The sequence below is a fragment of the Lachnospira sp. genome, assembly GCF_016290755.1.
GTDB classification, from domain to species: domain Bacteria; phylum Bacillota; class Clostridia; order Lachnospirales; family Lachnospiraceae; genus Lachnospira; species Lachnospira multipara.
The window spans coordinates 16,132-41,158 of record NZ_JAEEVD010000004.1; the positions used below are offsets into that span (position 1 = coordinate 16,132).

23 protein-coding genes are annotated in these 25,027 nt (G+C 35.4%); 2 read left to right on the plus strand and 21 right to left on the minus strand.

Annotation, left to right across the window (positions count from 1 at the left end; genetic code table 11):
- Positions 1-12: 12 nt before the first annotated feature.
- From nusB to QVA17_RS02340, 11 genes are all read right to left on the minus strand, one after another.
- The gene (gene nusB, locus QVA17_RS02290; RefSeq protein WP_330361974.1) at positions 13-447 is read right to left on the minus strand and encodes a transcription antitermination factor NusB; all 435 of its coding nucleotides are present in this window, start codon (positions 445-447) and stop codon (positions 13-15) included.
- Positions 448-485: 38 nt separating this feature from the next.
- Entirely contained in the window at positions 486-872 is a 387-nt protein-coding gene (locus QVA17_RS02295) for an Asp23/Gls24 family envelope stress response protein (protein WP_027430694.1), read from the minus strand.
- An 86-nt stretch (positions 873-958) separates the two neighbouring features.
- A complete protein-coding gene (locus QVA17_RS02300; RefSeq protein WP_287386172.1) occupies positions 959-3,676 on the minus strand; it encodes an ABC transporter permease in 2,718 nt (905 codons plus the stop codon).
- Between the two features lie 9 nt (positions 3,677-3,685).
- Positions 3,686-4,387: an ABC transporter ATP-binding protein gene (locus QVA17_RS02305; RefSeq protein WP_027430692.1), complete on the minus strand. Its 702-nt coding sequence runs from the start codon at positions 4,385-4,387 to the stop codon at positions 3,686-3,688.
- 15 nt (positions 4,388-4,402) lie between these two features.
- Complete coding sequence (locus QVA17_RS02310; RefSeq protein WP_287386173.1) at positions 4,403-5,272, minus strand: polysaccharide deacetylase family protein; 870 nt, start codon at positions 5,270-5,272, stop codon at positions 4,403-4,405.
- Positions 5,273-5,417: 145 nt separating this feature from the next.
- Positions 5,418-6,380, minus strand: coding sequence for a methyl-accepting chemotaxis protein (locus QVA17_RS02315; RefSeq protein ID WP_287386174.1), 963 nt, complete (start codon positions 6,378-6,380; stop codon positions 5,418-5,420).
- 16 nt (positions 6,381-6,396) lie between these two features.
- Complete coding sequence (locus QVA17_RS02320) at positions 6,397-7,488, minus strand: FIST N-terminal domain-containing protein (RefSeq protein WP_287386176.1); 1,092 nt, start codon at positions 7,486-7,488, stop codon at positions 6,397-6,399.
- 299 nt (positions 7,489-7,787) lie between these two features.
- Positions 7,788-8,585, minus strand: a complete 798-nt coding sequence (locus tag QVA17_RS02325) for a gluconate 5-dehydrogenase (RefSeq protein WP_027430688.1) — start codon at positions 8,583-8,585, stop codon at positions 7,788-7,790.
- Between the two features lie 128 nt (positions 8,586-8,713).
- Entirely contained in the window at positions 8,714-9,556 is an 843-nt protein-coding gene (gene kduI / locus QVA17_RS02330) for a 5-dehydro-4-deoxy-D-glucuronate isomerase (RefSeq protein WP_027430687.1), read from the minus strand.
- A gap of 241 nt (positions 9,557-9,797) precedes the next feature.
- A complete protein-coding gene (locus QVA17_RS02335; RefSeq protein WP_287386178.1) occupies positions 9,798-11,102 on the minus strand; it encodes a pyrimidine-nucleoside phosphorylase in 1,305 nt (434 codons plus the stop codon).
- A 21-nt stretch (positions 11,103-11,123) separates the two neighbouring features.
- Positions 11,124-12,329: a phosphopentomutase gene (locus tag QVA17_RS02340; protein ID WP_287386180.1), complete on the minus strand. Its 1,206-nt coding sequence runs from the start codon at positions 12,327-12,329 to the stop codon at positions 11,124-11,126.
- Between the two features lie 154 nt (positions 12,330-12,483).
- Here QVA17_RS02340 and QVA17_RS02345 point away from each other — a divergent pair, with 154 nt between their 5' ends.
- Entirely contained in the window at positions 12,484-13,512 is a 1,029-nt protein-coding gene (locus QVA17_RS02345; protein ID WP_027430684.1) for a 3-deoxy-7-phosphoheptulonate synthase, read from the plus strand.
- Between the two features lie 98 nt (positions 13,513-13,610).
- Here QVA17_RS02345 and QVA17_RS02350 read toward each other — a convergent pair whose 3' ends face one another.
- Positions 13,611-14,144, minus strand: coding sequence for an NUDIX hydrolase (locus tag QVA17_RS02350; protein ID WP_287386182.1), 534 nt, complete (start codon positions 14,142-14,144; stop codon positions 13,611-13,613).
- Positions 14,145-14,269: 125 nt separating this feature from the next.
- Between QVA17_RS02350 and QVA17_RS02355 the strand changes: the two genes are divergently transcribed.
- Positions 14,270-14,776 carry a flavin reductase family protein gene (locus tag QVA17_RS02355; RefSeq protein WP_027430682.1) on the plus strand — a complete coding sequence of 169 codons (507 nt, stop codon included), beginning with the start codon at positions 14,270-14,272 and terminating at the stop codon, positions 14,774-14,776.
- A gap of 230 nt (positions 14,777-15,006) precedes the next feature.
- Here QVA17_RS02355 and proC read toward each other — a convergent pair whose 3' ends face one another.
- The 9 genes from proC to QVA17_RS02400 form a co-directional block, all read right to left on the minus strand.
- Positions 15,007-15,804 (minus strand): pyrroline-5-carboxylate reductase, encoded by a 798-nt coding sequence (gene proC, locus QVA17_RS02360; protein WP_287386183.1) that lies wholly within the window; start codon positions 15,802-15,804, stop codon positions 15,007-15,009.
- 158 nt (positions 15,805-15,962) lie between these two features.
- Complete coding sequence (locus tag QVA17_RS02365; RefSeq protein ID WP_027430680.1) at positions 15,963-17,246, minus strand: aminotransferase class I/II-fold pyridoxal phosphate-dependent enzyme; 1,284 nt, start codon at positions 17,244-17,246, stop codon at positions 15,963-15,965.
- Between the two features lie 346 nt (positions 17,247-17,592).
- Positions 17,593-19,185 (minus strand): ribonuclease Y, encoded by a 1,593-nt coding sequence (rny, locus tag QVA17_RS02370; RefSeq protein ID WP_027430679.1) that lies wholly within the window; start codon positions 19,183-19,185, stop codon positions 17,593-17,595.
- A gap of 113 nt (positions 19,186-19,298) precedes the next feature.
- Entirely contained in the window at positions 19,299-19,940 is a 642-nt protein-coding gene (locus QVA17_RS02375; protein WP_287386186.1) for a regulatory protein RecX, read from the minus strand.
- Positions 19,941-20,040: 100 nt separating this feature from the next.
- The gene (recA, locus tag QVA17_RS02380; protein ID WP_287386188.1) at positions 20,041-21,147 is read right to left on the minus strand and encodes a recombinase RecA; all 1,107 of its coding nucleotides are present in this window, start codon (positions 21,145-21,147) and stop codon (positions 20,041-20,043) included.
- Positions 21,148-21,486: 339 nt separating this feature from the next.
- Positions 21,487-21,972: a CinA family protein gene (locus QVA17_RS02385; RefSeq protein WP_287386190.1), complete on the minus strand. Its 486-nt coding sequence runs from the start codon at positions 21,970-21,972 to the stop codon at positions 21,487-21,489.
- Positions 21,972-22,514, minus strand: coding sequence for a CDP-diacylglycerol--glycerol-3-phosphate 3-phosphatidyltransferase (pgsA, locus tag QVA17_RS02390; RefSeq protein ID WP_027430675.1), 543 nt, complete (start codon positions 22,512-22,514; stop codon positions 21,972-21,974). Before pgsA ends, QVA17_RS02385 begins: the two co-directional genes overlap by 1 nt.
- 78 nt (positions 22,515-22,592) lie before the next feature.
- Positions 22,593-23,918, minus strand: coding sequence for a 30S ribosomal protein S12 methylthiotransferase RimO (rimO, locus tag QVA17_RS02395; RefSeq protein WP_287386191.1), 1,326 nt, complete (start codon positions 23,916-23,918; stop codon positions 22,593-22,595).
- Positions 23,919-24,065: 147 nt separating this feature from the next.
- A complete protein-coding gene (locus QVA17_RS02400; RefSeq protein WP_287386193.1) occupies positions 24,066-24,752 on the minus strand; it encodes a DNA alkylation repair protein in 687 nt (228 codons plus the stop codon).
- Positions 24,753-25,027 lie beyond the last annotated feature (275 nt).

A 25,027-nucleotide genomic window follows, 5' to 3' on the forward strand; every position in this document is an offset into this window, starting at 1 on the left:
TATCTCTCCAAATTAATTATTAAGCTTTGCAAGTACACCATTAATAAATGATGGTGCATTATCAGAACCATACTTCTTAGCAAGTTCAATAGCTTCATTAATCGCTACATTCGTTGGAATGTCATCATCATACATTACTTCATAGGTTGCAAGTCTCATAATTGATAATTCTGCCTTACCAAGACGAGTTGTTGGCCAACCTTCTGAAATCTCATTTATCTTAGCATCAATATCAGCTAGATTATTCTTGATAGCTATTGCTTTATCATGAATGTAGTTATAATCCGCTTCATTAATATCAATGCCTCTCTCTTCCTTAGTTCCTTCTCTTAAATTCTCAAAATACAAAGAAATTTGTTGTTCAAATTCGACAGTGTCATGGAATTCCACTCTGAATAAAAGCTTGAAAATATGCTCTCTCATCACTGTTCTGTTCATTCTAGACATATTATATAACTCCTAACATCTACGTAATTATCTATGCATTAAGCATCGATATTAACGCCTGAAATTTTGATATTAACTTCTGATACATCTAAACCAGTCATAGTTTCAACAGCTGACTTAACCTTTTCCTGAATTACAGTAGAAACAGCAGGGATTGATGTACCATACTTAATATTTACCACTAAGCTAACAGACACAGTCTGTTCGTTAACATAAACCTTAACTCCTTTAGCAAGGTTCTTAATACCAAGTTTAGCTACCATATCGTTAGTGATATTACCTGCTAAACTTACAACACCCTCTACTTCTGTTGCTGCAAGACCTGCAACAATAGCTACTACCTCATCAGAAATCTTAACTTCACCAATGTTATTGTTTTCTGAAACTGTATAATTAGCTCCTCTATCCTCAAACTCTTTAGTCATGTCTTAACCTCCATCGCTTTATTTTAAGCAGTTGTAATTTTAAAACATTATAACATATCACAAATTAGCTTGCAATTGCCAATAAACTACTCAACCGACTTAAGTGATTCTACCATTTTTATCTTAGATAATCTAGGGTACATTACCAAATCTACAATTAATGAGAAAATGAATGTAATTAGGTAGGTTAACACAAAGGATTTAGCACTTATATAACTACCAAACATAACATCTTCAAGTTCAACTGTAGTCATAATATACACATGTAATAGACGGCCAAGGATTAATCCAAATACACCACCAATTAAAGTAAGAAGAATAATCTCTCTATAGACATACATTCCTACTTCAAAATTATAAAAACCAAGTACCTTTGTTGTGGCAATTTCTCTTATTCTCTCGGAGATGTTTACATTTATAAGGTTATAAACTACCACAAAGGCAAGTAGCCCAGCAGATATTATAAGTACATAGGTTACAATGTCAAGGGACTTGATCATATTTTCAAAATGCTCCACATTAGTATTTAAAAATGTCAAAGCTTTAATCTGCTCTCTATCCATAAGGTCGCTACTTACAAGATTAATTGTCTCGTCCTCTGAATCTGGTAGCTTTACAAGCATTCTATTAACTCCAAGGTCTTCCCCTGTAATAGAGGTGTAATAATTTGCAGTCATGTAAATGCTATGGCCTACATACATTTCACATATGCCAGAAACCTTAATAGTTATAGGAGCGCCATTAGCATCATTAATTGTAAAGCTATCTCCCACTTTAACTCCTAAGTCTCTAGCTAACTTTTCTGAAAGGATTGCTCCCTCATCTGTTAAATTTACCTTCTTATGAGACTTTCTATCTCTAAAGCTTAGGTAATTTTTATAGGCATCAATATCAGAAACAATTGAAATGCCTGCATCGATTTCCTTGTCATTATTGCTAGCTGTTTCAGTGTAGCCATAATCAAGTAAATAATCAGTATAAAGTAAATTACTATCCATATCTGAAGTAAGAGAATTTAAGCTCTCTTCTTCTAAATTGCTATTTAGACTCACAACTAAATCATAATGGAAAATCTCACTAAACTGCTTTGTTACTAAGCTTCTAATACTATCCTTTATACCAAAGCCTGCTAAAATTAGTGCTCCACAACCTGCAATTCCAATAATTGTCATTATAAATCTCTTCTTATAAAGGAATAGATTTCTCATAGTTACCTTAGTTGTAAAGTTTAGTCTTTTCCAGATAAAGCCCACCTTTTCAAGTAATATCTTCTTACCACTAATTGGAGCCTTAGGTCTCATAAGTTCTGATGGAACTTCTGCTGTTGTTTCTCCACAAGCAATTATTGTAACAATCATTGTTGTAAGAGTTAGGCTTAAAACTGCAATTATTGATAAAATTGTGTGGTTAGCTGGCACAATATCAGGAATTTGATAAATAATATTCCAAGCATTAATAATGATATAAGGGAAAATCTTTAGTCCCACAATGCAACCAAGGATTCCACCTATCATTGAAGCAATTAAGGCATACAAGACATATTTAAGTGAAATAATAAATCTTGAGTAACCAAGGGCTTTATAAGTACCAATTAAGCCTCTTTGCTCATCAATTAATCTAGCCATTGTTGTAAGACAAACAAGTCCTGCTACCACAATGAAAAAGATTGGGAATACTGTGGCAATGGCTCCCATTCTATTAGCGCTCTGCTTGTAATCTACAAAAGAGTAGGATTCATTTCTTGTAAGGCTAAGCCATGTATAGTTAGAAATTCTATCCTCCACTTCAGTTAGTGCCTGATCAAAAGGCTCATTTACCAAACTATAGTCAAACTCTGCAAGAGCCTTTTGATAGTTTGGCTCAATATAAGGAGCAATCATATCTGAAACGTCTCTATCTGGATAATAAGACTGATAAATAGAAGTTAGATTAGCCACAACCTGGGCATAAATCTCATCATTAAGAGTTGCAAGTCTAGCCTCTCTTTTTTCTTCAATCTCGCTTACTAAACTATTATAGCGCTCTTCAAATCTTGAATCTCCCACTGCAAGAATTGCATCCTCGTAAGACTCTAAATATTCAAAATAGTCATTATCATAAGTTGAGAAATCCTTTGCTCCAGAAATATTTAAATAAACTTCTGAATAATATTGACTCTTAAAGTTTTCATCATTTACAAAAACAAGATATGACAAAGTGCCATTTCCCACTGTTGTTGAATCGATATAGTAAGATACATAAACCGGTGTATATACGTAACCAACTACTGTGTAGCTTGTATTGGCAATTTCATCTTCTAGATTTTCGCCACCCTCAAGTAAGGCGTTAACTTCAGATTCTTCTCCCTTTGAAAATGTTATCTCATCTCCAATTTCAGGCAAATCTGTTGTGCTTTCATATCTTATTACACATTCATTATCAGCTTCAGGTAATCTACCTTTAACTAGCTTTAGGCTGTTAACCCCGTCTGAATCTGGAAGACTAGTTACTCTTACAGCCTTTTCTACTTCGTCTACTGTAGTTAGTAGGTCTAGGTAGTGGCTTGCGAAAACATTTTCAACACCCTCCACCTGACTAATTTGATTCACATCCTCATTGTCAAAGCCAATTGATGATAAAATTCGTAAATCGTAAAGATTATAGTCATCATAGTAGGCATCAGATGAGGATTTCATATCGCTTGAAGAGGCGGTTACACCTGCAAAAAATGCTACGCCAATAAAGCAGATAGCAAATATAGCAAAGAATCGCCCAAAGCTTTGTTTTATTTCTCTTAGTAAATCTTTTATTAAAGCTAAACCCATATTCTCCTCCTACCACTCAATGTCATCTATAGATACAGGATTTTCATTAAGGGTGATGGACTCAACGGCACCATTCTTTACCTTAATAACTTTGTCTCCCATAGCTGAAATTGCTAGGTTATGGGTTATAACAACTACAGTTACCTTCTTCTCTTTACAGGTATCATAAAGAAGCTTTAAAATCTGCTTACCTGTATTATAATCAAGAGCGCCTGTTGGCTCATCACAAAGTAAAATCTTAGGGTTTTTTGCCAAAGCTCTAGCGATTGCTACTCTTTGCTGTTCACCACCAGAAATCTGTGATGGGAAGTTAGAAATTCTATCTTCTAGGCCAACGGCTTTAATAGTTTCATCGATATCTAAAGGATCCTTTACAATCTGTGTGGCAAGCTCAACATTTTCACGAACTGTTAAGTTTTGTACTAGATTGTAGAACTGAAATACAAAGCCAATATCATTCCTTCTATAAGTCGTTAATTTCTTGTTGTTATATTCGCTAATTTCTTTACCATCTACAATAATCTTACCTGTAGTCTGGCTATCCATACCTCCAAGTAGGTTTAAAATAGTACTCTTACCTGCACCTGAAGCGCCAGCAATTACAACGAACTCTCCTTCATCAATTGTAAAGTTAGTTCCAGTTAGGGCTTTGATTTTGACATTGCCCATTCTGTAAATCTTCCAAACGTTCCTAAATTCAATAAAACTCATGTTCTCTCTCCTTCTTTAGAAAAGCTTTATAGTAGCTCCTCCTGGTATTTCGATACATTTATCATTATTCGCCATAACAAAGACGCTCATAGCGTTTGGATTGTAAACGTAAGAATTTCTTGCAAAGAACTGTAGGTTATTAAAGGCCTCGTCGTATTCAACGATTTCTAAATTAGTGGCATACCAAATGTCATCTCTATTAGAAATAACCTTACAGAATTCCTCCATAAGCTCCCAATTGTCGTTTCTATCAAACTCAAAGCTATGTCCCCAAACATACATCATGTATAGATACTGCTTCTTTGTTAAATTTATAAAATCCTTAGCTAAATCTACTAAATGGTGATTGTGATGGCATGTTGGAAGCCAGTGCATATAATCTTCCGGAATTCCAAAGCCTGTCTCATCTCCAAGTAGAATTGGGCCTTCGGCTTCCTTTGCAAAATGTTTCGCTGCGCAAATGTTGGCATACTTATCACCTGCAACTCTTGCATACTTAAAGCCTAGTGACTTTGCTAAGTTAATTATCTCATCATTATAAGAACCGTTAGGGAAAGCAAGTCCTCTAACTGGTCTTTGCATAATCTCTTCTAGATTATTCTTATCCTCTAGTAATTCCTCACAAATCTGGTATGGAGTGCATCTTGCCATTGTTGGATGTGTCATTGTATGCACTGCAACCTCGTGATTCTTATAAAGTTCGCGCCATTCATCTTGACTAATATGAATGTCATCTTTTACTGCTGAGTTAAGATTAAAAGTAGCCTTAATATGGTACTTGTCTAGTAACTCTAACAAGCGGTAATCCTGAACTTTTCCATCATCATAACTAAGTGTAAGGACTTTGTGTTTACCCCCTGGATAAGCCTTATATATTCTGTTCATCTTTTCCTCCCAAAACAATTAAAACCTTTGGATTTAATCATCTTTTTTAAATATAACTTACCTTACAATTATACTACAATCCCTCAATTTATAAAAGGAAAAAGCCCTAAACCAACTAAGGTTTAGGGCCAAAAGGAGTATAATATTATTTTAATCTTTTCTTAATGATTTCAATCATTTCAGGATACTGATCTAGGATATTTGTTAATTCCTCGAAAATGAAACTCTTTTGTGTGATTTTAAGCTTCATAGAATCAATATTTTCTGAAACGGATTCGTAATATCTTTCAGAACTAAGAATAGTATCTGTAATTTCATCAATGTGCTCTGAACAAGAATTAATAACACTTTCAATACCCTTGTTGCCATCTTCGATTTCATCGGCAACAACCTTGATGTTATCTACAACTTCTTCAGTTTCATTGATATGGTTCATAGAATCATTCATAGCAGAACGTGTATCATCAATAGAATCCATAAGTCTTGAATTGTTTTGATTTAATCTGTCCATGCTATCCCCAATAGAACCTACTAATGTCTTAATATCAGAAGATAGTTTATTAACCTGGTCAGCTACAACTGCAAAGCCTCGTCCTGATTCACCAGCTCTTGCAGCCTCAATTGAAGCATTTAGGGCAAGTAAGTTAGTCTGATTTGCAATACCATTAATGGCATTTACCTTTTCTAAGATTTCATCAAAGCTCTTTTGGAATTCCTCAAATACTTCCTGAACAGCCTTGATTGTCTCATTTACAGACTGAGAAGAAACTCTTACATTATTCATGCTTTGATGAGTTTCATTAACAGTTCCAAGCATCTTATCAATAATTTCTTCGAAATGATTTAACACTTTTCTTACATCATCAAATTCATCTCTAAAATGTACTACTGAGTCATTGATTTCTCTTGATTGTCTCTTAACTTCTACGAATGAACTTGTGACATCCTGAAGGCTTTCTGATGTAATTAATTCTTCAGCAACTAATTTATTTTTCTGAATCATAATATGATTAGATGATTGCACAATTGGCATAAATACCTTGTTTAGATCAATTTTCTTTTCAGTTGTTGCTGTTTTTGTTGTATTATCTACTTTTCTACCAAACATTGCAAACCTCCTTAATTTAATCGAAAACAGCACATACCATTGTCTGATTTACATGCTGATTTAAATACTGTTCTCCACCGGCGATATATCCGAAATTAGGTGCTACTGTTGCCATGTTTTTTAGATATTCCGTTGTATAATTTTCGCTATTAAAGAAGAGATATCTAAAGCAACAGTTAAAGGAAATCATGCAAGATGGATTGCTAACTTTACTTCTAATATTTCTCTTAGTTTCTTCAACAACTTCTCTATAATCAAGAACATTTAAGATACTAATAGCATCGTTTTCATAAATCTTCTTGTAATTAATAAGGCCACCATTAGTTCCTGGTTCTTTCATGGAAGCAATGTAAACTTCATCTCCAACTACTCGACCAAATGGATTAACAAATACATTATCGCAAACTTTATTAACAGGTACACCAGTTTCCTCTGAATAAACTTGAGCAGCTGGTCTGCCATCAAGACAACAAAGCTCTCTCTTGTTTAAGTCTACTTTAGTCGCAATATGTACAGGATTATCAGATGGTGCATAGATATTTTCCTTAAACATATGAACTTTGCCTTCTGTATTCTTAATCATCATATAGCCTAACGTATCTTTATAAATTTTACCATTTACATATACTATAGGATCTTTTCCGTCAGGTACATCAAAAATTGATCCACCAATTAGACTAATTTTGTGCTTATCTAATACAACATTTAGAGTTGATGTAGCAACTTCTTCGTTGTAAGGACAAAATTCTAGACAAATTGTGTTATCAGTTCCTGCGCCTACCTCCTGTACACTCTTTTCAAGTGTATAGATTTCTGATAAAGGAGCTTTTTTAATGTGCTTAATAACACCTGCTGCCATTTTTGCTCCACCTGTTACAGCCATAATCTGAAGATGCTTATCATCAATTGTATCATTGTAATAACAAATTCCACCTGTTCCTAAAACCGGAACACCAGGGAATCTGCTAGTTAGTTCATTTCCCACTGATTCAATCATTTCATATGGGCAAATATAAACTAATCCGATTGGATTTGATACGCCTCCTAAAGCCTCCGTTACAGCCTTAGCAAAATCAACATTCTTACTAATTCCAAACTTAGATTTCATAAAGCCTCCTAATTTGTATTAATTTGTTACGCACTTAAACTAAATGTATTTTAACACAAAATATTTCATTTAGCTAGTAAATAGGGTGATAAAACTTAAAATTTTTGTGAAGATAGATATATGTATGAATCTAATTCTCTGGGAATTGTATAAAAATATATATTTATAAGAAGTTAGAAGATATAATTGGATATGTATAGAAAGTATGTAAATAAAAAAGAGGTGTAGCTACTGCTACACCTCTAAAATCTAAATCTATATACTAATGAAAGTTATAATTTAGTTTATTCTTTATTTAATTACTGTGGCTGCTTTCCGATGTAAGCAAGGATACCACCATCAACGTAAAGAATATGACCATTAACAGCATTAGATGCTTCTGAAGCTAAGAATACTGCAGGACCTGCAAGTTCTTCTGGCTGTAACCATCTTTCAGCTGGAGTCTTAGCAACGATGAATGCATCGAATGGATGTCTTGAACCATCAGCCTGTCTCTCACGAAGAGGAGCTGTCTGAGGAGTTTCGATGTAACCAGGTCCAATACCATTACACTGGATATTGTACTTACCATATTCAGAACAAATATTTCTTGTAAGCATCTTTAAACCACCCTTAGCTGCAGCGTAAGCTGAAACTGTTTCACGGCCTAATTCTGACATCATTGAGCAGATGTTGATGATCTTACCATGACCTCTTTCAATCATTGATGGAATAACTGCCTTAGATACGATGAATGGAGCATTTAAGTCTACATCGATTACCTGTCTGAATTCAGCAGCTGTCATTTCGCACATAGGAATTCTCTTAATGATACCAGCGTTGTTAACTAAGATATCGATAGGACCAACTTCCTTTGTGATCTTTTCTACTGTAGCGTTAACAGCATCTTCATCTGTAACGTCACAAACATAACCTGTAGCATCGATACCAGCTTCCTTATAAGCTGCAATACCCTTATCTACTAATTCCTGCTTAATATCGTTGAAAACGATCTTAGCACCAGCCTTTGCCATGCCAGAAGCGATAGCAAAACCAATACCATAAGATGCACCAGTTACGAATGCAATCTTGCCTTCAAGTGAAAAATTAACTGACATTTTATTAATCTCCTTCTTTTTTTAATTTATAAATGAAATTTGGTAAACCAAATAACATTATCTTATATAGCTTAAGATTTATACGTCTTTAAGAAAATGCCTTAGAAATCCTTTTATTTTCTAAGAAATTATCTTAAATCCTTCATGTCTACATCATCCATATCATCGAAGTCCTGGTTCTCGCCAACCATACCCCAAATGAATGTATATGCATGTGTAGCTGAAGCTGAGTGAATTGACCAGCTTGGAGAAATAACAGCTTCTTCATTTCTCATAACGATGTGACGTGTCTCTGTTGGCTCGCCCATGTAGTGGAATACTACAGCATCTTCTGGTACTTCAAAGTAAAGATAAACTTCCATTCTTCTATCATGTGTATGACATGGCATTGTGTTCCAAACTGAACCTGGCTCAAGGCAAGTCATACCCATCTCTAACTGACAGCTTTCAACCTGACCTGGAAGGATGTACTTGTTGATTGTTCTGTGGTTAGCAGATTCAAGGCAACCAAGTTCCTTCTTGTTTTCTGGTAAAATATCCTTAGCAGGATCGATAAATACTGTAGGATATGTCTTATGAGCTGGAGCTGAATTTAAGTAGAACTTAGCTGGGTTTGTAGGATCAGCACTCTTAAATGTAATATCCTTAGCGCCCATACCAATATACATACCATCTTTATACTTGAAATTATATTCTGTTCCATCAACAGTAACTGTACCATTACCACCGATGTTAATAATACCTAATTCTCTTCTCTCTAAGAAATACTTAGCTCTAAGCTCATCACCTGCTTCAAGCTTTAATTCTTTATTAACTGGAGTTGCAGCACCAACGATAATTCTATCGATCTGGCTGTAAGTTAACTTAATCTCATCTGGAACAAATACGTTCTCAATTAAAAAATCATGTCTTAATCTTGCTGTGTCGTAAGTCTTTACGTCCACAGGATTTGCACCTGGTCTAACTTCCATCTTAATATCTCCTTAAAATTACAAAAAATTTTAGTCCTTTTAACTTTCACTATAATAGTAAAAGTTAAAAAATCTAAATCGCAATGTCTATATTACCATAAACTTTGCCCTCAGACAAGTAATAAAGCACGTTACTTCTTTAACAAACTTAAAAATTTTGTGTTGAATTTTTAAGAAAATCTATCTCTATAGTGGATTTATTTATACATATATATAGATAAAATCCCATAAAAAATATTGTTTATTCTACGATTTCTTTAATTAAAACTGGCTCTTTAATCTCTTCTTTTTCAATTCTAAAGGCCTCATAAATATCATCTATGGCATTAGCTAGATTTGTCTCGTCGTTTACATAGATTTTAGCTAGCAATTCATTTTCAAGGACCTTATCAGAAACCTTCTTATTTAGCTCAATGCCAACGCCGTAGTCAATTGTATCCTCTTTTCTTTGTCTGCCGCCGCCTAAAATCATAGAAGCATGGCCAATTAAATCAGACTGGATGTGGGCTACATAACCCTCTTCTTTTGATAAAACCTCAATTACTCTTGGGGCAATCTTAAGTAAAGAATAGTCATTTGCTACATTTTCATCGCCGCCTTGAGCCTTAACAAAAACCTTAAACTTTTCAAGAGCTGTTCCCTCTGTTATAGAGGCTTCAAGCATCTTTCTAGCATCTGCTAGGCTAACTTCTGGCTTTGCAGACTTAATCATATAAGAACCAAGGCAGTAAACAAGTTCCATTAAATCCTTAGGGCCTCTGCCCTTTAAGCTTTCAATTACTTCCCTTACTTCAAGGGAATTACCTACAGCAAGCCCTAGAGGCTCATCCATCTCACTAATTATGGCAATAGTTGACTTACCAGCACCTTTGCCTATTTCTACCATGGCGCTAGCAAGCTTTTTAGCATCTTCAATGGTCTTCATAAAGGCGCCAGAACCCACCTTAACATCTAGGCAAATGCTATCAGCCCCAGAAGCTAGCTTCTTACTCATTATGGAACTTGCAATAAGAGAAATATTTTCCACTGTGGCAGTAACGTCACGAAGAGCATAAATCTTCTTATCCGCAGGGGCTAAATTTCCTGTCTGCCCTGTAATTGCAATGCCAAGCTCGTTTACCTGTTTTACAAAGGCCTCCATAGAAAGACTTGTCTTAAAGCCTGGAATGCTCTCCATCTTATCAATGGTGCCTCCCGTGTGACCTAGTCCTCTTCCACTCATCTTAGCAAGCTTAAGACCGCAAGCAGCAAGCATAGGTCCAAGTACTAAAGTAGTCTTATCTCCCACGCCACCTGTGCTGTGTTTATCCACCTTAATGCCCTTAATTTCAGATAAATCAAGAGTATCTCCACTATCTCTCATAGCAAGGGTTAAATTAAGGGTTTCTTCCTTGTCCATCTTGTTAAAATATATCGCCATAAGTAGGGCTGACATCTGATAGTCAGGAATCTCCCCGGCTGTATAAGACTTTATAATAAAGTCAATCTCCTTTTTTGATAGTTTCTCCTTATTTCTCTTTTTTTCAATTAAATCCACCATTCTCATAAGCTCTATCCCCTTTGCTATTTACTTTAAAATATCCCCAAGTCTGCTATTACCAATCATTGTAGGTCTAGTATTAAAGATATCAGCGATTGTTTGAGCTATATCTGCGTAGCTAGTACCTGTATGCAGATTAACATTTTCCTTTAAAGCCTTACCATACATAAGCACTGGCACGTACTCTCTTGTGTGGTCTGTGCCAGAATAGGTTGGGTCGCAACCATGATCTGCTGTAATAACAAGCATGTCATCATCACGCATAGCTGAGAAAATCTCTGGAAGGCGGCTATCAAAGTCCTCTAATCCCTTACCGTAGGCCTTGGCATCTCTTCTATGTCCCCAAGCTGAGTCAAACTCAACTAAATTAGTGTAGATTAAGCCCTGATTGTCCTCTCTCATGTAATCAAGAGTCTTATCAACCCCGTCCATGTTATCCTTAGTGTGAACTGCTCTTGAGATTCCTTCTTTTGCAAATATATCTTCGATCTTACCAACAGCTAAAACATCTAGACCTAAATCATCTCTAAGTCTATTTAAAATGTTATCCTTTGTTGGTACAAGGGAGAAGTCATGTCTATTAGAAGTTCTAGTGTAATTGCCGCTAGTTCCAACAAAAGGTCTAGCAATAACTCTAGCCACTGCCACATCTCCTTGTAAAACTTCTCGTGCAATCTCACAAATCTCGTATAATCTCTTAACACTAATTACATCCTCGTGGGCTGCAATCTGATAAACTGAATCAGCTGATGTATAGATAATTGGCTTACCAGTTTTTACATGCTCATCTCCTAGTCTATTAATAACTTCAGTACCTGAAGCTGTCTCATTACAAAGAATGCCAGGAAGTTTGGCTCTCTTAATGATCTCGTTATTTATCTCGTCGCTAAAGCCATTAGGAAATGTTGGAAAAGGATTAGGGGAATAAATACCAGCCATTTCCCAGTGACCAATAGTTGTATCCTTACCTGCTGACTTTTCCTGTAATTTTCCATAAGCGCCAATGATGTCTTTATCTTCTAATCTCTTTAAATTAGCTCCGTCAATATTTCCAAGGCCAAGCTTTAAAAGATTAGGAATCTCTAGTCCGTTATTAGCTTCCCAGGTATGTCCTAGTGTATCAACTCCTACATCACCAAAGTCCTTAGAATCTGGTGCTTCGCCGATACCTACACTATCAAGTACAATCCAAATAACTCTATTTATTCCACTTTTATTACTAATTTTTCCCATTAAAACTACCTCCGTTATTTCTTTTTTCTCACAAACCCTTGTTCACATTTTAACATATTTAGCTATAAATTCCTAGAAATGACATATGAATTGTTGTATGATATACATCAGAAGTTATTCTAAAAAATTATGTAGTACATGTAGGAGATGTAAAATGAGTTTTGAATTTGTAAAGCAGCTTCCAACTCCAAAGGAGATTAAGGAAGCTTATCCTTTAAGTAAGGAATGTATTGAACTTAAGAAGAAAAGAGATCAGGAAATCGCAGACGTTTTCACAGGAAAGTCTGACAAGTTTATTGCTATTATTGGCCCTTGCTCAGCAGACAATGAAGATGCGGTCCTTGACTATACAACCAGACTTGCAAAGGTGCAGGAAAAGGTAGCAGATAAGATTTTAATTATCCCAAGAGTTTACACTAACAAGCCTCGTACAACAGGCATTGGCTATAAGGGTATGCTTCATCAGCCTGACCCAGAAAAGAAATCAGACCTTTATGCAGGCCTTGTGGCAATTAGAAAAATGCACATAGACATTATTAAGGAGACTGGACTTACACCAGCCGATGAGATGCTCTACCCAGATAACTTCTGGTATTTAGAGGATGTTTTATCATACGTAGCTGTTGGTGCTCGTTCCGTTGAGAATCAGGAACACCGCCTTGTTTCAAGTGGTATTGACGTTCCAGTTGGTATGAAGAATCCTACTTCTGGTGATTTTAGCGTTATGTTAAATTCTGTTGTGGCAGCTCAGTCTAAGCAGACATTTATTTATAGAAGACATGAGGTTAATACTCAAGGAAATCCTCTTACTCACTGCATCCTAAGAGGTGCCGTTAATAAGCACGGACAGAACAATCCAAACTACCACTACGAGGATGTTATTCGCCTCTTTAACATGTATAAGGCAAGAGACCTTGAAAATCCTGCCCTTATCATTGATACAAACCATTCTAACTCTGGTAAGCAGTACATGGAGCAGATTAGAATCGTTAAGGAAATCCTCCACAACTGCCGCTACAACAAGGATATTAGAACTCTTTGCAAGGGCGTTATGGTTGAGAGCTACATCGAACCAGGAAATCAGAAGGTAGGCGAAGGCGTTTATGGTAAGTCAATTACTGATGCTTGCCTTGGATGGAAGGATTCAGAAAATCTTATTTACGAAATCGCAGATAGATTATAGAATCATTTTTAATCAATAAAGAATTTAAGAAAATAAAAGACCTAACGGAAGTTGTTTCCCGTTAGGTCTTATTTAATCTTATTAGTTTTTAGTAAATCTTAGTAAAATGCTGCATAAGCTAAAATAGCAGCCACTGTCTTAGCATCGATAATCTCGCCTTTGCGAATCATTTTCTTAGCATCATCAAGACTATAGCACTCAACATTAATATCCTCGTCTTCATCAAGACATCTATGTCCCTTTTCAAGGTCTCTTGCAATGTAAATGTCAATTAACTCGTTACAGTAAGCAACGGCAGTTACAATAGTAAAGAGCTTCTCAATATTATTTGCCTTAAAGCCAGTCTCCTCTTCTAATTCTCTTGCGGCAGCCACACTTGTCTCTTCATCCTTAAAATCAAGGCAGCCCGCAGGAATCTCTAAAGTAAGACCATCCACTGAGTTTCTATATTGTCTAACCATTAAAATCTTTCCGTCATTAGTTATAGGAATTACAGCTGCTGCATTTCCTCTATGATCAAGGTAATCCCAGTCTGATGTATGACCATCGGCAAACTCCATAGTATCCTTGTACATATCAAGGATTGAGCCCTTATAAACTAATTCTCTTCCAACACGTTTTACACTATCCATCTTCTTCTCCCTTTCTTTTTGAAAATGTGCAATTATAGGCACATTTTTTAAAATATATGATATAATCAATATATTAAACGTCCTGATTGAAATAATCAAGAAATAGATAGATTTGGAGGAGAAAAATGCACGTATTTCAACCATTACCATTAGACTTAATCGAGATTAATCCATTCCAAAAGTTATCAAAAGAATGGGCTATTGTAACAGCTGGTACTAAGGTAGAAGCTAACCCTATGACAGTAAGCTGGGGAGGCTTTGGAACTTTCTGGGGTAAAAGCGTTTTAACAATTTATGTAAGAGAATCTAGATTTACAAAGGAATTAATTGATAAGTCAGACTTTTTCTCAGTTAGTTTTTTACCTGATGATAAGAGAAATGCCTTAAGTGTTTGTGGTTCACTATCAGGCAAGGACAATAATAAGTGGGAGCAATCTGGTTTAACTCTTAATTCTAGACTTGGTATTCCATTTCCAGATGAAGCAAGCCTTGTTTATTTATGTAAGAAGATGGCAGCAGTTCCTATTACTGCTGAAACTTTTATGGATAAAGAAATTGACAAGAAATTCTATGCTGAAGGCGATTATCACACAATGTATATAGGTGAAATTATTGATGCCATGGCTAGATAATTTAACTCAGTCGGAGTACAAGCTCCGACTGAGTTAGACGCTTTGCGAGGATGCGCACGGATTCGGACAGGAATTCGGGGCTGCTTCAGCAGACCCGAATCCGGCGCTAGACTTACGAGCGAGTCTTGACAATTAATAATTAGATGAAAATAAAAAAGCAAGTTTGTGGCTTGGACTTTTAAAAGAAATCCTTAAGCCTAAACTTGCTTTTATATTTATTAGTTTTATCATTACTTAATCTTAGTACACTTTTCATAGCAGGCATCTGTTGCCTTAATTACTGCATTTCTAAAGCCTTCTGCTTCAAGTGCTGCAACGCCCTGAATTGTTGTTCCACCAGGTGAGCAAACCTTATCCTTTAATAGACCTGGATGTTCGCCTGTCTCTAAAACCATCTTAGCTGAGCCAAGAACAGTTTGAGCAACAAGCTTATAGGCATCTTCTCTTTTAATTCCGTACTTAACAACTGAATCAGCGAGAGCTTCAATAAACATGTAGACGTAAGCTGGTGAGCTACCTGATGCGCAAACTACACCATCCATCTGATTCTCAGCTACATAAACTGCCTTACCAAAGGCATTAAAGAAGCTATCAATTAAATCTCTTTCCTCAAAAGAGAAATCTTCCTTACAATAGCTAACTCCTGTCATGCCCTCTCCCACTAAAGCTGGAGTGTTTGGCATAGCACGCACGATTCGAATGTCAGCTCCAAGCTGCTTCTTTAAAGATTCGATTGTGATACCAGGTGCGATGGAAATAATAACGCTGTCCCCTGTGATTACATTTTTAATATTCTTTAAAACCTCTGGATATACCTGTGGCTTAACGGCTAAAACAACAAACTTCGCATTAGCAGCAAGTTCTGCATTAGTTTCAGCATAACGTACCCCTGTATCCTTAGCTATATTTTCACATTTTTCCTTATTAGGGCTAGTAATTATAATGTCGCTTGCTTCAAAGCTCTTTAAAACGCCTTTAAGCATTGCGTATCCCATATTGCCCATTCCGATAAATCCAATTTTACTCATATCTTCCTCCCAAGTTGATATATTGTTACTAAAAAAAATCTGTAGGTAACAGTTAGATTATACCAAATGATTACCTACAGATAAATTATTTTTTGAATTAAATGTTGTTTTTAGAAATTAGTTTAGAATTTAGAGTTTGTAGTTAAATTTATAAGTAATTACTTGCTTTCAAGTAACTTTTCAACGGATACTAACTTTACGCATAATACGAAAAGTTTTGCAGCCTGAGCCATCTCTTCTGGAGTTGGGAAAGATGGTGCAATACGAATATTGCTATCCTTAGGATCTGAACCATAAGGGAATGTAGCACCTGCGTTAGTAAGCTTTACACCAGCTTCCTTACACTTAGCAACGATATCCTTAGCACAGCCTTCTAAACTTTCAAAGCTGATGAAGTAACCACCGTGTGGCTTTGTCCAGCTACCAATACCTGTATCACCAAGTTCTTCTTCAAGTACTGCTAATGTAGCTTCAAACTTAGGTCTCATCATATCGGCATGCTTTCTCATGTGAGCCTTTAAACCATCGAGGTTCTTGAAGTATCTTACATGTCTTAACTGATTTAATTTATCATGACCGATTGTCTGAATTGTAAGCTGCTTCTTAACATCTTCGATGTTAGCGTGTGATGAAGCAAATACAGCAACACCAGAACCTGGGAATGAAACCTTTGATGTTGATGCAAATTCAAATACCATATCAGGATTTCCAGCCTTCTCACATTCTGAAAGGATCTCAAGAATCTCATCCTGATTGTCATCATATAAATGATGGATAACATAAGCATTATCCCAGAAAATTCTAAAGTCAGGAGCTGCTGGCTTTAAGTTAGCAAATCTCTTAACTGTTTCGTCTGAGTATGAGTAGCCCTGTGGGTTAGAATACTTTGGTACACACCAAATACCCTTAACTGTTGGGTCATTATTAACGTAGTGTTCAACAAGGTCCATATCTGGTCCCTTATCTGACATAGGAATTGTAATCATTTCAATTCCGAATCTTTCTGTAATCGCAAAATGTCTGTCATAACCAGGAGCTGGACATAAGAACTTAATCTTATCTAACTTACACCAAGGTGTGTTACCTAAAATACCATGTGTATAAGCTCTTGATACCTGATCATACATAATGCTAAGTGATGCATTACCATATACAATAACATGATCTGGAGTTGTTCCAATCATATCAGCCATAAGTTTCTTAGCTTCTGGAATACCATCTAAAACACCATAGTTTCTACAGTCTGTGCCATTCTCAGACTTAAGTAGTGACTTAGAGTTAATAGCGTCTAAAATATCAAGTGAAACATCAAGCTGTGTTGCAGATGGCTTACCTCTAGACATATCAAGGTTTAAGCCCTTTGCCTTAGCTTCACTATACTCCTTGTTTAATTCCTCTCTTAACTTAAGTAATTCCTCTTTACTTAAACTTGTATAATTCATAACTTCCTCCTAAATCATATTAGATTTACTACGACTTAAATTTATTAATGCATTGATAGGTTTATACTTAATAAAATAAAGTTATTTCTCAAAAAACTTTCTTAAGTCCCTAGTATCATACACAATAATAGGAGTTAATGCAAGGAAAAACATAGAAATTCTATATTTTATCTAATTTTATAAATAGAATTTGAAAATTCACTTTCATAAATTAAGTTCGTAAGAAAAACTCAATTTATGAAAATCAAAGATAATCAGAAAAAAGCTTAAAAAGGGCATCAAAAAAGGTGATTAAAGATTTCTCTTTAATCACCTTAGTTTAATTCTTTCTCGGCTTGAAATCTGATTACTTAGCGTAATCTACAGCTCGTGATTCTCTAATAATACTTACCTTAATCTGACCTGGATATTCCATCTGATCTTCAATCTGCTTAGAAATATCTCTTGCCATAAGTACCATGTCTGTATCACTCACGACTTCAGGAACTACCATTACTCGAACCTCTCTACCTGCTTGAATGGCAAAGGACTTTTCAACTCCCTTAAATGAGTTTGTAATGTCTTCTAATTGTTTTAGTCTGTTTGTATAAGTTTCTAACGTCTCTCTTCTTGCACCAGGTCTTGCAGCTGAAATTGTATCAGCAGCCTGTACAAGGCAAGCTATTAAGCTTTCTGGTTCAACGTCTCCATGATGTGCTTCAACCGCATTAATAATAGTTGGTGATTCCTTATATCTTCTACATAAATCCACACCTAACTGAACGTGAGATCCTTCCATCTCATGATCAACTGCTTTACCAATATCATGTAGTAAACCAGCTCTCTTAGCAGTCTTAATATCAAGTCCCATCTCTGCAGCAAGTAAACCTGCTAACTGGGCAACCTCGATAGAATGCCTTAAAACGTTCTGTCCGTAACTAGTTCTATATCTTAACTTACCAAGTAAACGAACCAACTCAGGATGAATTCCATGAACACCAACCTCAAGGGTTGCAGCCTCACCTTCCTCTTTAATTAATGCCTCTACTTCTTTTTGTGCTTTTTCAACCATTTCTTCGATTCTAGCTGGATGAATACGACCATCAAGAATTAACTTCTCAAGGGCAATTCTAGCTACTTCTCTACGAACTGGATCAAAGCCTGATAAAACTACTGCCTCTGGTGTATCATCAATAATAAGTTCTACACCTGTCATAGTCTCAAGAGTTCTAATGTTACGACCCTCACGACCGATGATACGGCCCTTCATTTCATCGTTAGGAAGCTGAACTACTGAAATTGTTGTTTCAGCAACGTGATCTGCAGCGCATCTCTGAATTGCATTAACAACATACTCCCTAGCTTTCTTATCTGCTTCCTCTTTTGCTCTGCTTTCTAATGTCTTAATCATTACAGCAGTATCATGTTTTACTTCATCTTCAACAGTCTTTAATAGAAATTCTTTTGCCTGTTCGGAGGTTAAGCCTGAGATTCTTTCAAGTTCCTGTTGTCTCTGTTTCTCAAGTTCTTCTACCTTTATTCTAGCCTTACTAAGTTCTTCCTCGCGCTTAGTTATACTAGAGTCACGCTTTTCTACTGCCTCAATCTTCTTATCAAGGGATTCTTCCTTAGAAGTTATTCTTCTTTCATACTTTGAAAGTTCGTTTCTTCTTTCTCTAGTCTCTTTCTCAAGTTCATTACGAGCCTTAATTGACTCTTCCTTTATCTCTAAAAGAGCTTCTTTCTTTGCAGCTTCTTTTTCTCTAATTGCTGCCTCCCTATCAGCGATTGCGGCATCCTTAGCAGTTTTGGCTGCTTGCCTTTCCTTAATAGCTTCATCAACAATCTCACGTGCCTTCTTATTAGCATTGCTAATCTTTGAACGATTACCAAGAATATAGGCAACAATTGCTACTATGACTACTAAGACAGCAAACACAACTATCAAAATAGGATCCACAGGAGCGCCTCCTTATTAAGTTTTATTGTACTCTACATACAACAATACCATATTACCTTGATTTGCGCATATTGTCAAGAAATTTGCACTATTTAAGATACATAACTAGTTTTCTAATAGTCCTTAATCAGTCTATCTAATGCTTTATTAATTATATCCATCGAATAACCCTTTCTAAACAAAAATGCCATTAATTTGTTCTTCTCTTTAAAGTCTAGATTCTCAATATACTCATCTTCTGCTAGTTTTAGTTTCTTTCTAATAAGCTTAATTGATTGATTTAGCTCACAATCTTGATTGTCTTCATAAAATCCGTCAGAAATTTCCTTGATAATATTAGAATCAATCCCCTTTTGCATAAGTTTCATCTCAATAATTCTTTTGGACTTATTAGCAGCCTTAAAGTTGAAATAATTATAGGCATATCTGTAGTCATCAATATAGCCATAGCTCTCTACGTAAGCCACGGCTTTCTTTATTGATTCCTTAGGATATCTACTCTTAGCTAATTTATCTATTAATTCTTGTCTTGCATAGTCTTTACTTGTAAGTAAAGACATGGCCCTAAGAGTTGCTCTCTTAGTTAGAGTGGCTATAATCTCCTCATATACAGACTCAGGAAGCACTACGCCTTCTTTTATATGTAAGCGTCTTACTTCGCCTTTATAAAGGGCAAATGCCTCTTCATAGTTAATTGATATTAATAGCTTCTTTTTATTTAGTTCTTTAATTGAGGTTATTGTAAGTTCGCTCATAAATTTACCAAACTGCCATGAAAAGAAATAACTATTGGACAATTAGCATAAAACTAGCTATCCAATAGTTATCTATATTAATCTAATATTAGTTACTAGATTATTCTTCAGTTGCTGCAGCTTTCTTTCTTGATTTTGTAGTCTTTGTTTCCTTAGCCTGGCTTTCATCAGATGCTACTTCTTCTGCCTGAGCATCTGTTTCATCACCTGGTTCAATACCGTAGAATACTCTTACCTTATGATCAATCTCTTCATAAAGAGCTGGATTGTTAAGTAAGAACTGCTTAGCATTCTCTCTACCCTGGCCAATCTTCTCGTCATTGTATGAGAACCAAGCACCAGCCTTGTTAATAATGTTAGCGTTAGCAGCTAAATCTACTAAGTCACCAACTGCTGAGATACCCTTACCAAACATAATATCAAATTCAGCTTCTCTAAATGGAGGAGCAATCTTATTCTTTACAACCTTAACTCTTGTTCTGTTACCAATAACTTCACCGTTCTGCTTTAATGTTTCAATACGACGAACATCAAGTCTTACTGACGAATAGAACTTAAGGGCTCTACCACCTGTTGTAGTTTCTGGGTTACCAAACATAATACCAACCTTTTCACGTAACTGGTTAATGAAGATAACTACACAGTTATTCTTACTTACAACTGGAGTAAGCTTTCTTAAAGCCTGAGACATAAGTCTAGCCTGTAAACCAACATGAGAATCACCCATGTCACCATCAATTTCAGCCTTTGGTACAAGGGCAGCTACTGAATCCACGATTACAATATCAATAGCACCAGAACGTACCATAGTTTCACAAATCTCTAATGCCTGTTCACCACTATCAGGCTGAGAAATATATAAATTATCAATATCTACGCCAATATTCTTAGCATAAACTGGATCAAGAGCATGCTCAGCATCGATAAAGCCTGCAATACCGCCACGCTTCTGTACTTCAGCTACCATGTGAAGTGCAACTGTTGTCTTACCACTTGATTCAGGACCATAAATTTCAACAACTCTTCCCTTTGGAACCCCTCCTGCTCCTAAGGCAATATCCAAGCTTAATGAACCTGTTGGAACACATTCAACATTAAGAGAAGCAGCCTGCTCTCCGAGCTTCATAACCGAACCTTTACCAAATTGTTTTTCAATGTTAGATATAGCTGCGTCTAATGCTTTAAGCTTTTCATCGTTATTTACCATAATCGTAATCTCCTTATAATCAAAACGTATTTTCGAAACATTCGTTCGTTTGTATTAATAATAATACCATTTAATTTCTTTGTCAATAGTTTTTCGAACATGTATTCGGAAAGTTTTAGACGAGAGTCTAAATAGAAAAAATGCAGATAAATACTGCTTTTGGATAAGATTTTTATCTTAATAATATACTGGAACAAGAAAAATTTTAACATAGCCACTATTTTTTGTAAACCTCAAAGTCTAAATTTGATTATTTGAGTTTGGACTTTGAGCTTTGAGATATATTTTCATAAAAAAAGGTGGTACATATTAAATGTACCACCAAAATTTCAGATATATCTACTTTACCGTATCAATTACAAGCTTAAGGGCATTGAAAGCAGCCTGATCTCTAACACTCTTTCTATCGCCAGTGAAGTTAAACTCCTTAACAATAGTCTCGTCCTTGTAATGACAAGCAATATAAACTAAACCTACAGGCTTTCCATCCTCCATTGAAGGACCTGCAACACCTGTAATAGAAACTGCCACGTCAGCTTTGGCCTTTTTACAAGCGCCCTTGGCCATTTCACTAGCAACTTCTGCACTTACAGCCTTGTATTTAAGCATTGTTTCATGGCTTACACCTAGTAATTCCTCTTTTGCCTCGTCACAATAAGTAACAAAGCCTTCTTTAAATACATTGGATGCGCCGCTAATATTGACGATTAAAGAAGAAACCATACCGCCTGTACAACTCTCTGCAGTTGTTAAGACTAGGCCCTTGTCCTTTAAAATTCGTACAGCTGCTGCATCTAAACCCTTAATAAAACTCTCGTTTGGCATTAGTGTGCGCCCTCAAGGAAAATCTTATAATTTTTCATAATATAATCAAGAAGTGAAATTACTGTTAATACAAGGGAAATGTAAATCAATACCTGATTTAAAATAGCAGAACCGGGGAATGGTAACTCAAGTACTACTAAAATAATTGTCACCATAGTTACGGCAGTCTTTACCTTGCCCCACCAGCTAGCAGCAATAACTACGCCATTGTCTGATGCAACAAGTCTAAAACCACTAATAATAAACTCTCTTGCAATAATAACGATTACAATCCAACCATAGATTTTTCCAAGGTCAGAAAGTGCGATAAGTCCTGAGCAAACAAGTAATTTATCTGCTAAAGGATCCATAAACTTTCCAAAATTAGTTACAAGATTATACTTTCTTGCAATCTTTCCATCAAGCATATCAGTTAAGCTAGCAATTATGAAAATTGCTGCTGCCCAGTAGTTATGTGCTGGAATCTTATCGATGTATAATAACACAAGAAAAACTGGCACTAATATAACTCTGAAAATAGTTAATTTATTAGGTAAATTCATCTTAAGCCTCCTATTAATTTCTTTTACCACGTATTAGCTTATATCAAATGTAAATATTTTTCCACATAAATTTATAAATTAGTCCATAATCTCTGCAAGTAAGTCATATTCTGTGGCGTCTGTGATTTTAACCTTTACAATTGAACCGCTAATTAACTCATAGTCACATGATACAAATACGAGTCCATCTACATTTGGCGCATCCTTATAGGAACGTCCAACATAAGTGTCATCATCAGGGATATAGCCTTCAATTAAGACTTCTAATTCCTTGCCTATCATAGCCTGTGACTTCTCAATAGAGATTTCCTGCTGTAATTCCATAATTTCATCACGACGACTAGCTTTAATCTCTTCTGGCACCTGGTCTTCAAATTCAGCTGCTGGTGTGCCTTCTTCCATAGAATAAGTAAATACACCAAGTCTATCAAATTCAAGCTCATCAACGAAATTATAAGTTGTTTCAAAGTCTTCCTTGGTCTCTCCTGGGAAACCTGTAATAAGTGTTGTTCTTAAGGCAATATCAGGAATTTCTGTTCTAAGTTTATTTACAATATCAATAATATCCTGTCTTGATGTTCTTCTACCCATTCTCTTTAGGATATTATCAGAGCCTGACTGAATAGGTAAATCAAGATAATGACAGACCTTAGGCTCATTTTTAATAGCCTGAATTAATTCATCATCAATTTCTTCAGGATAACAGTAAAGAATTCTAATCCACTTTAAGCCTTCAATCTTAGAAAGTTCATGAAGAAGCATAGGAAGAGACTTCTTGCCATATAAGTCAACACCGTAAAGTGTTGTTTCCTGTGCGACTAATATAAGTTCGCTAGCACCATTTTCTACTAAATGCTTAGCTTGCTCAACTAAATATTCAACTGGATAACTTCTAAAGCTTCCTCTAACATAAGGAATGATACAATAAGTACATCTCTTATCGCAGCCCTCAGCTATCTTTAAGTACTCAAAATATCCAGGAGTTGAAATAACTCTCTTATCCTTAACCTGAGGTAATCTGTTATCATCATCAATAAAATTAATATTTTTCTTAGCACATACGCTCTCAATTGCCTCCGCAATCTTATCAAAACTTGTTGTACCGATAAATGCGTCAACTTCAGGAATCTCCTTAATTAATTCGTCCTTATATCTGTGAGCTAAGCAACCTGCTGCAATTAAAATCTTGCATTTAGCGTCTTTTTTTCTTTGACCCATCTCAATAAGGGTATTAATGCTTTCTTCCTTAGCATCCCCAATAAAACAGCATGTATTAACAACGATAATATCTGCACTGTACTCATCATCTGTAAACTCATAGCCCTTGTTCTTTAAAATACCTAGCATATTTTCAGTATCCACTAAGTTCTTATCACAACCAAGGGAAACAAACATAATCTTCATATGATTTCTCCTAAATTCTAATTGTTCTAATAATAAAAAGCCCATTATATCACTTAATGGGCTAAAATTGTCAAGACTCAGTCGGAGCTTGTACCCCGACTGAGTTAAAATATACTGTGCTATTCTAACATATTTATGTTAAATGCGCTATTTTATTTTAAGTGTTCTTAAAAATGTCTTCTGATTTGTAGAAAGTCTATTACTTTCAATGGCTTTTTGAATAGTTTTATTGTGAACCCATTTATCAAGACATTTATTTGTAAGAAAAGGAAGAACTACATCGTATTGTTTAGCAAGCGCTGTGGCAAAATACCAAGCAATCATCATATTTACATAATATTCATCTGATTTGACATCAGAAACCATTCTTACATAATTAAGGTCAAAGTCTTCATCAAGATAATGCTTCATTAACATTTCTATGGCAAATCTAACAGTATAACATCTATTTGACTTTATCCAGACATTGATATATTTAAGAAGTTCTTTTTTATGTCTTTTAAAAACACATGGAGACATCTGATCTGTAGTAGCCCAATTATCTATAAAAGGCAAAAATTCATTAACTTTTTGTATACATAAATCAAAATCCCTAATATCAGAAATAATAAAGGCATGTAGCTGATTTTCTTCAAAAAATCTGTGGGGCAAACTATTAAGAAAAATTTCAATATCTCCATTTGACTTAAGAGATTTTGATAGTTTTCTTAAATCAGGGGTTCTAACCCCTATAACGCAAGATTTTTCCACGTTAGGAATTAGCTTTGATTGAAAGTCCTTATATTTTTTATCTTCTAATTCAAAAAGTTTATGTTGAATGTCATTCACTATCATTTATACCTCCAAGTTTAACATACTATTTCTTCTTATTTAAAACTAATTTCATTATAATTTAAAAAGCCTATTACAACAAATGTAATAAGCTTTTTATTCCAAGTATTATCCAAAATGCCTTCTTCATCTAGATACTTTCCTTTCCTTCATATTTTCTCACCTTTCCAAAAACTAAAAAAGAGCGTAGCAACCCCACGTAAGATGGACTTACGCATTACTGCAACGCTCTTGAGGACGATGTTAGCATACACTAACTCTTTTTGCATGAAATATTT

Excerpts from the sequence above, each read along its gene's own strand:
- QVA17_RS02345 (WP_027430684.1), top strand. The coding sequence starts at position 12,484 with ATGAGTTTTGAATTTGTAAAGCAGCTTCCAACTCCAAAGGAGATTAAG.
- QVA17_RS02310 (WP_287386173.1), bottom strand. The coding sequence starts at position 5,272 with ATGAACAGAATATATAAGGCTTATCCAGGGGGTAAACACAAAGTCCTT.
- rimO (WP_287386191.1), bottom strand. The coding sequence starts at position 23,918 with ATGAAGATTATGTTTGTTTCCCTTGGTTGTGATAAGAACTTAGTGGAT.
- QVA17_RS02355 (WP_027430682.1), top strand. The coding sequence starts at position 14,270 with ATGCACGTATTTCAACCATTACCATTAGACTTAATCGAGATTAATCCA.
- nusB (WP_330361974.1), bottom strand. The coding sequence starts at position 447 with ATGTCTAGAATGAACAGAACAGTGATGAGAGAGCATATTTTCAAGCTT.
- QVA17_RS02340 (WP_287386180.1), bottom strand. The coding sequence starts at position 12,329 with ATGGGAAAAATTAGTAATAAAAGTGGAATAAATAGAGTTATTTGGATT.
- QVA17_RS02375 (WP_287386186.1), bottom strand. The coding sequence starts at position 19,940 with ATGAGCGAACTTACAATAACCTCAATTAAAGAACTAAATAAAAAGAAG.
- QVA17_RS02315 (WP_287386174.1), bottom strand. The coding sequence starts at position 6,380 with ATGTTTGGTAGAAAAGTAGATAATACAACAAAAACAGCAACAACTGAA.
- QVA17_RS02295 (WP_027430694.1), bottom strand. The coding sequence starts at position 872 with ATGACTAAAGAGTTTGAGGATAGAGGAGCTAATTATACAGTTTCAGAA.
- proC (WP_287386183.1), bottom strand. The coding sequence starts at position 15,804 with ATGAGTAAAATTGGATTTATCGGAATGGGCAATATGGGATACGCAATG.
- QVA17_RS02365 (WP_027430680.1), bottom strand. The coding sequence starts at position 17,246 with ATGAATTATACAAGTTTAAGTAAAGAGGAATTACTTAAGTTAAGAGAG.
- kduI (WP_027430687.1), bottom strand. The coding sequence starts at position 9,556 with ATGGAAGTTAGACCAGGTGCAAATCCTGTGGACGTAAAGACTTACGAC.
- QVA17_RS02385 (WP_287386190.1), bottom strand. The coding sequence starts at position 21,972 with ATGCCAAACGAGAGTTTTATTAAGGGTTTAGATGCAGCAGCTGTACGA.
- QVA17_RS02320 (WP_287386176.1), bottom strand. The coding sequence starts at position 7,488 with ATGAAATCTAAGTTTGGAATTAGTAAGAATGTTGATTTTGCTAAGGCT.
- QVA17_RS02325 (WP_027430688.1), bottom strand. The coding sequence starts at position 8,585 with ATGTCAGTTAATTTTTCACTTGAAGGCAAGATTGCATTCGTAACTGGT.
- QVA17_RS02350 (WP_287386182.1), bottom strand. The coding sequence starts at position 14,144 with ATGGATAGTGTAAAACGTGTTGGAAGAGAATTAGTTTATAAGGGCTCA.
- QVA17_RS02335 (WP_287386178.1), bottom strand. The coding sequence starts at position 11,102 with ATGAGAATGGTGGATTTAATTGAAAAAAAGAGAAATAAGGAGAAACTA.
- pgsA (WP_027430675.1), bottom strand. The coding sequence starts at position 22,514 with ATGAATTTACCTAATAAATTAACTATTTTCAGAGTTATATTAGTGCCA.
- QVA17_RS02400 (WP_287386193.1), bottom strand. The coding sequence starts at position 24,752 with ATGATAGTGAATGACATTCAACATAAACTTTTTGAATTAGAAGATAAA.
- QVA17_RS02305 (WP_027430692.1), bottom strand. The coding sequence starts at position 4,387 with ATGAGTTTTATTGAATTTAGGAACGTTTGGAAGATTTACAGAATGGGC.
- QVA17_RS02300 (WP_287386172.1), bottom strand. The coding sequence starts at position 3,676 with ATGGGTTTAGCTTTAATAAAAGATTTACTAAGAGAAATAAAACAAAGC.
- recA (WP_287386188.1), bottom strand. The coding sequence starts at position 21,147 with ATGGTAAATAACGATGAAAAGCTTAAAGCATTAGACGCAGCTATATCT.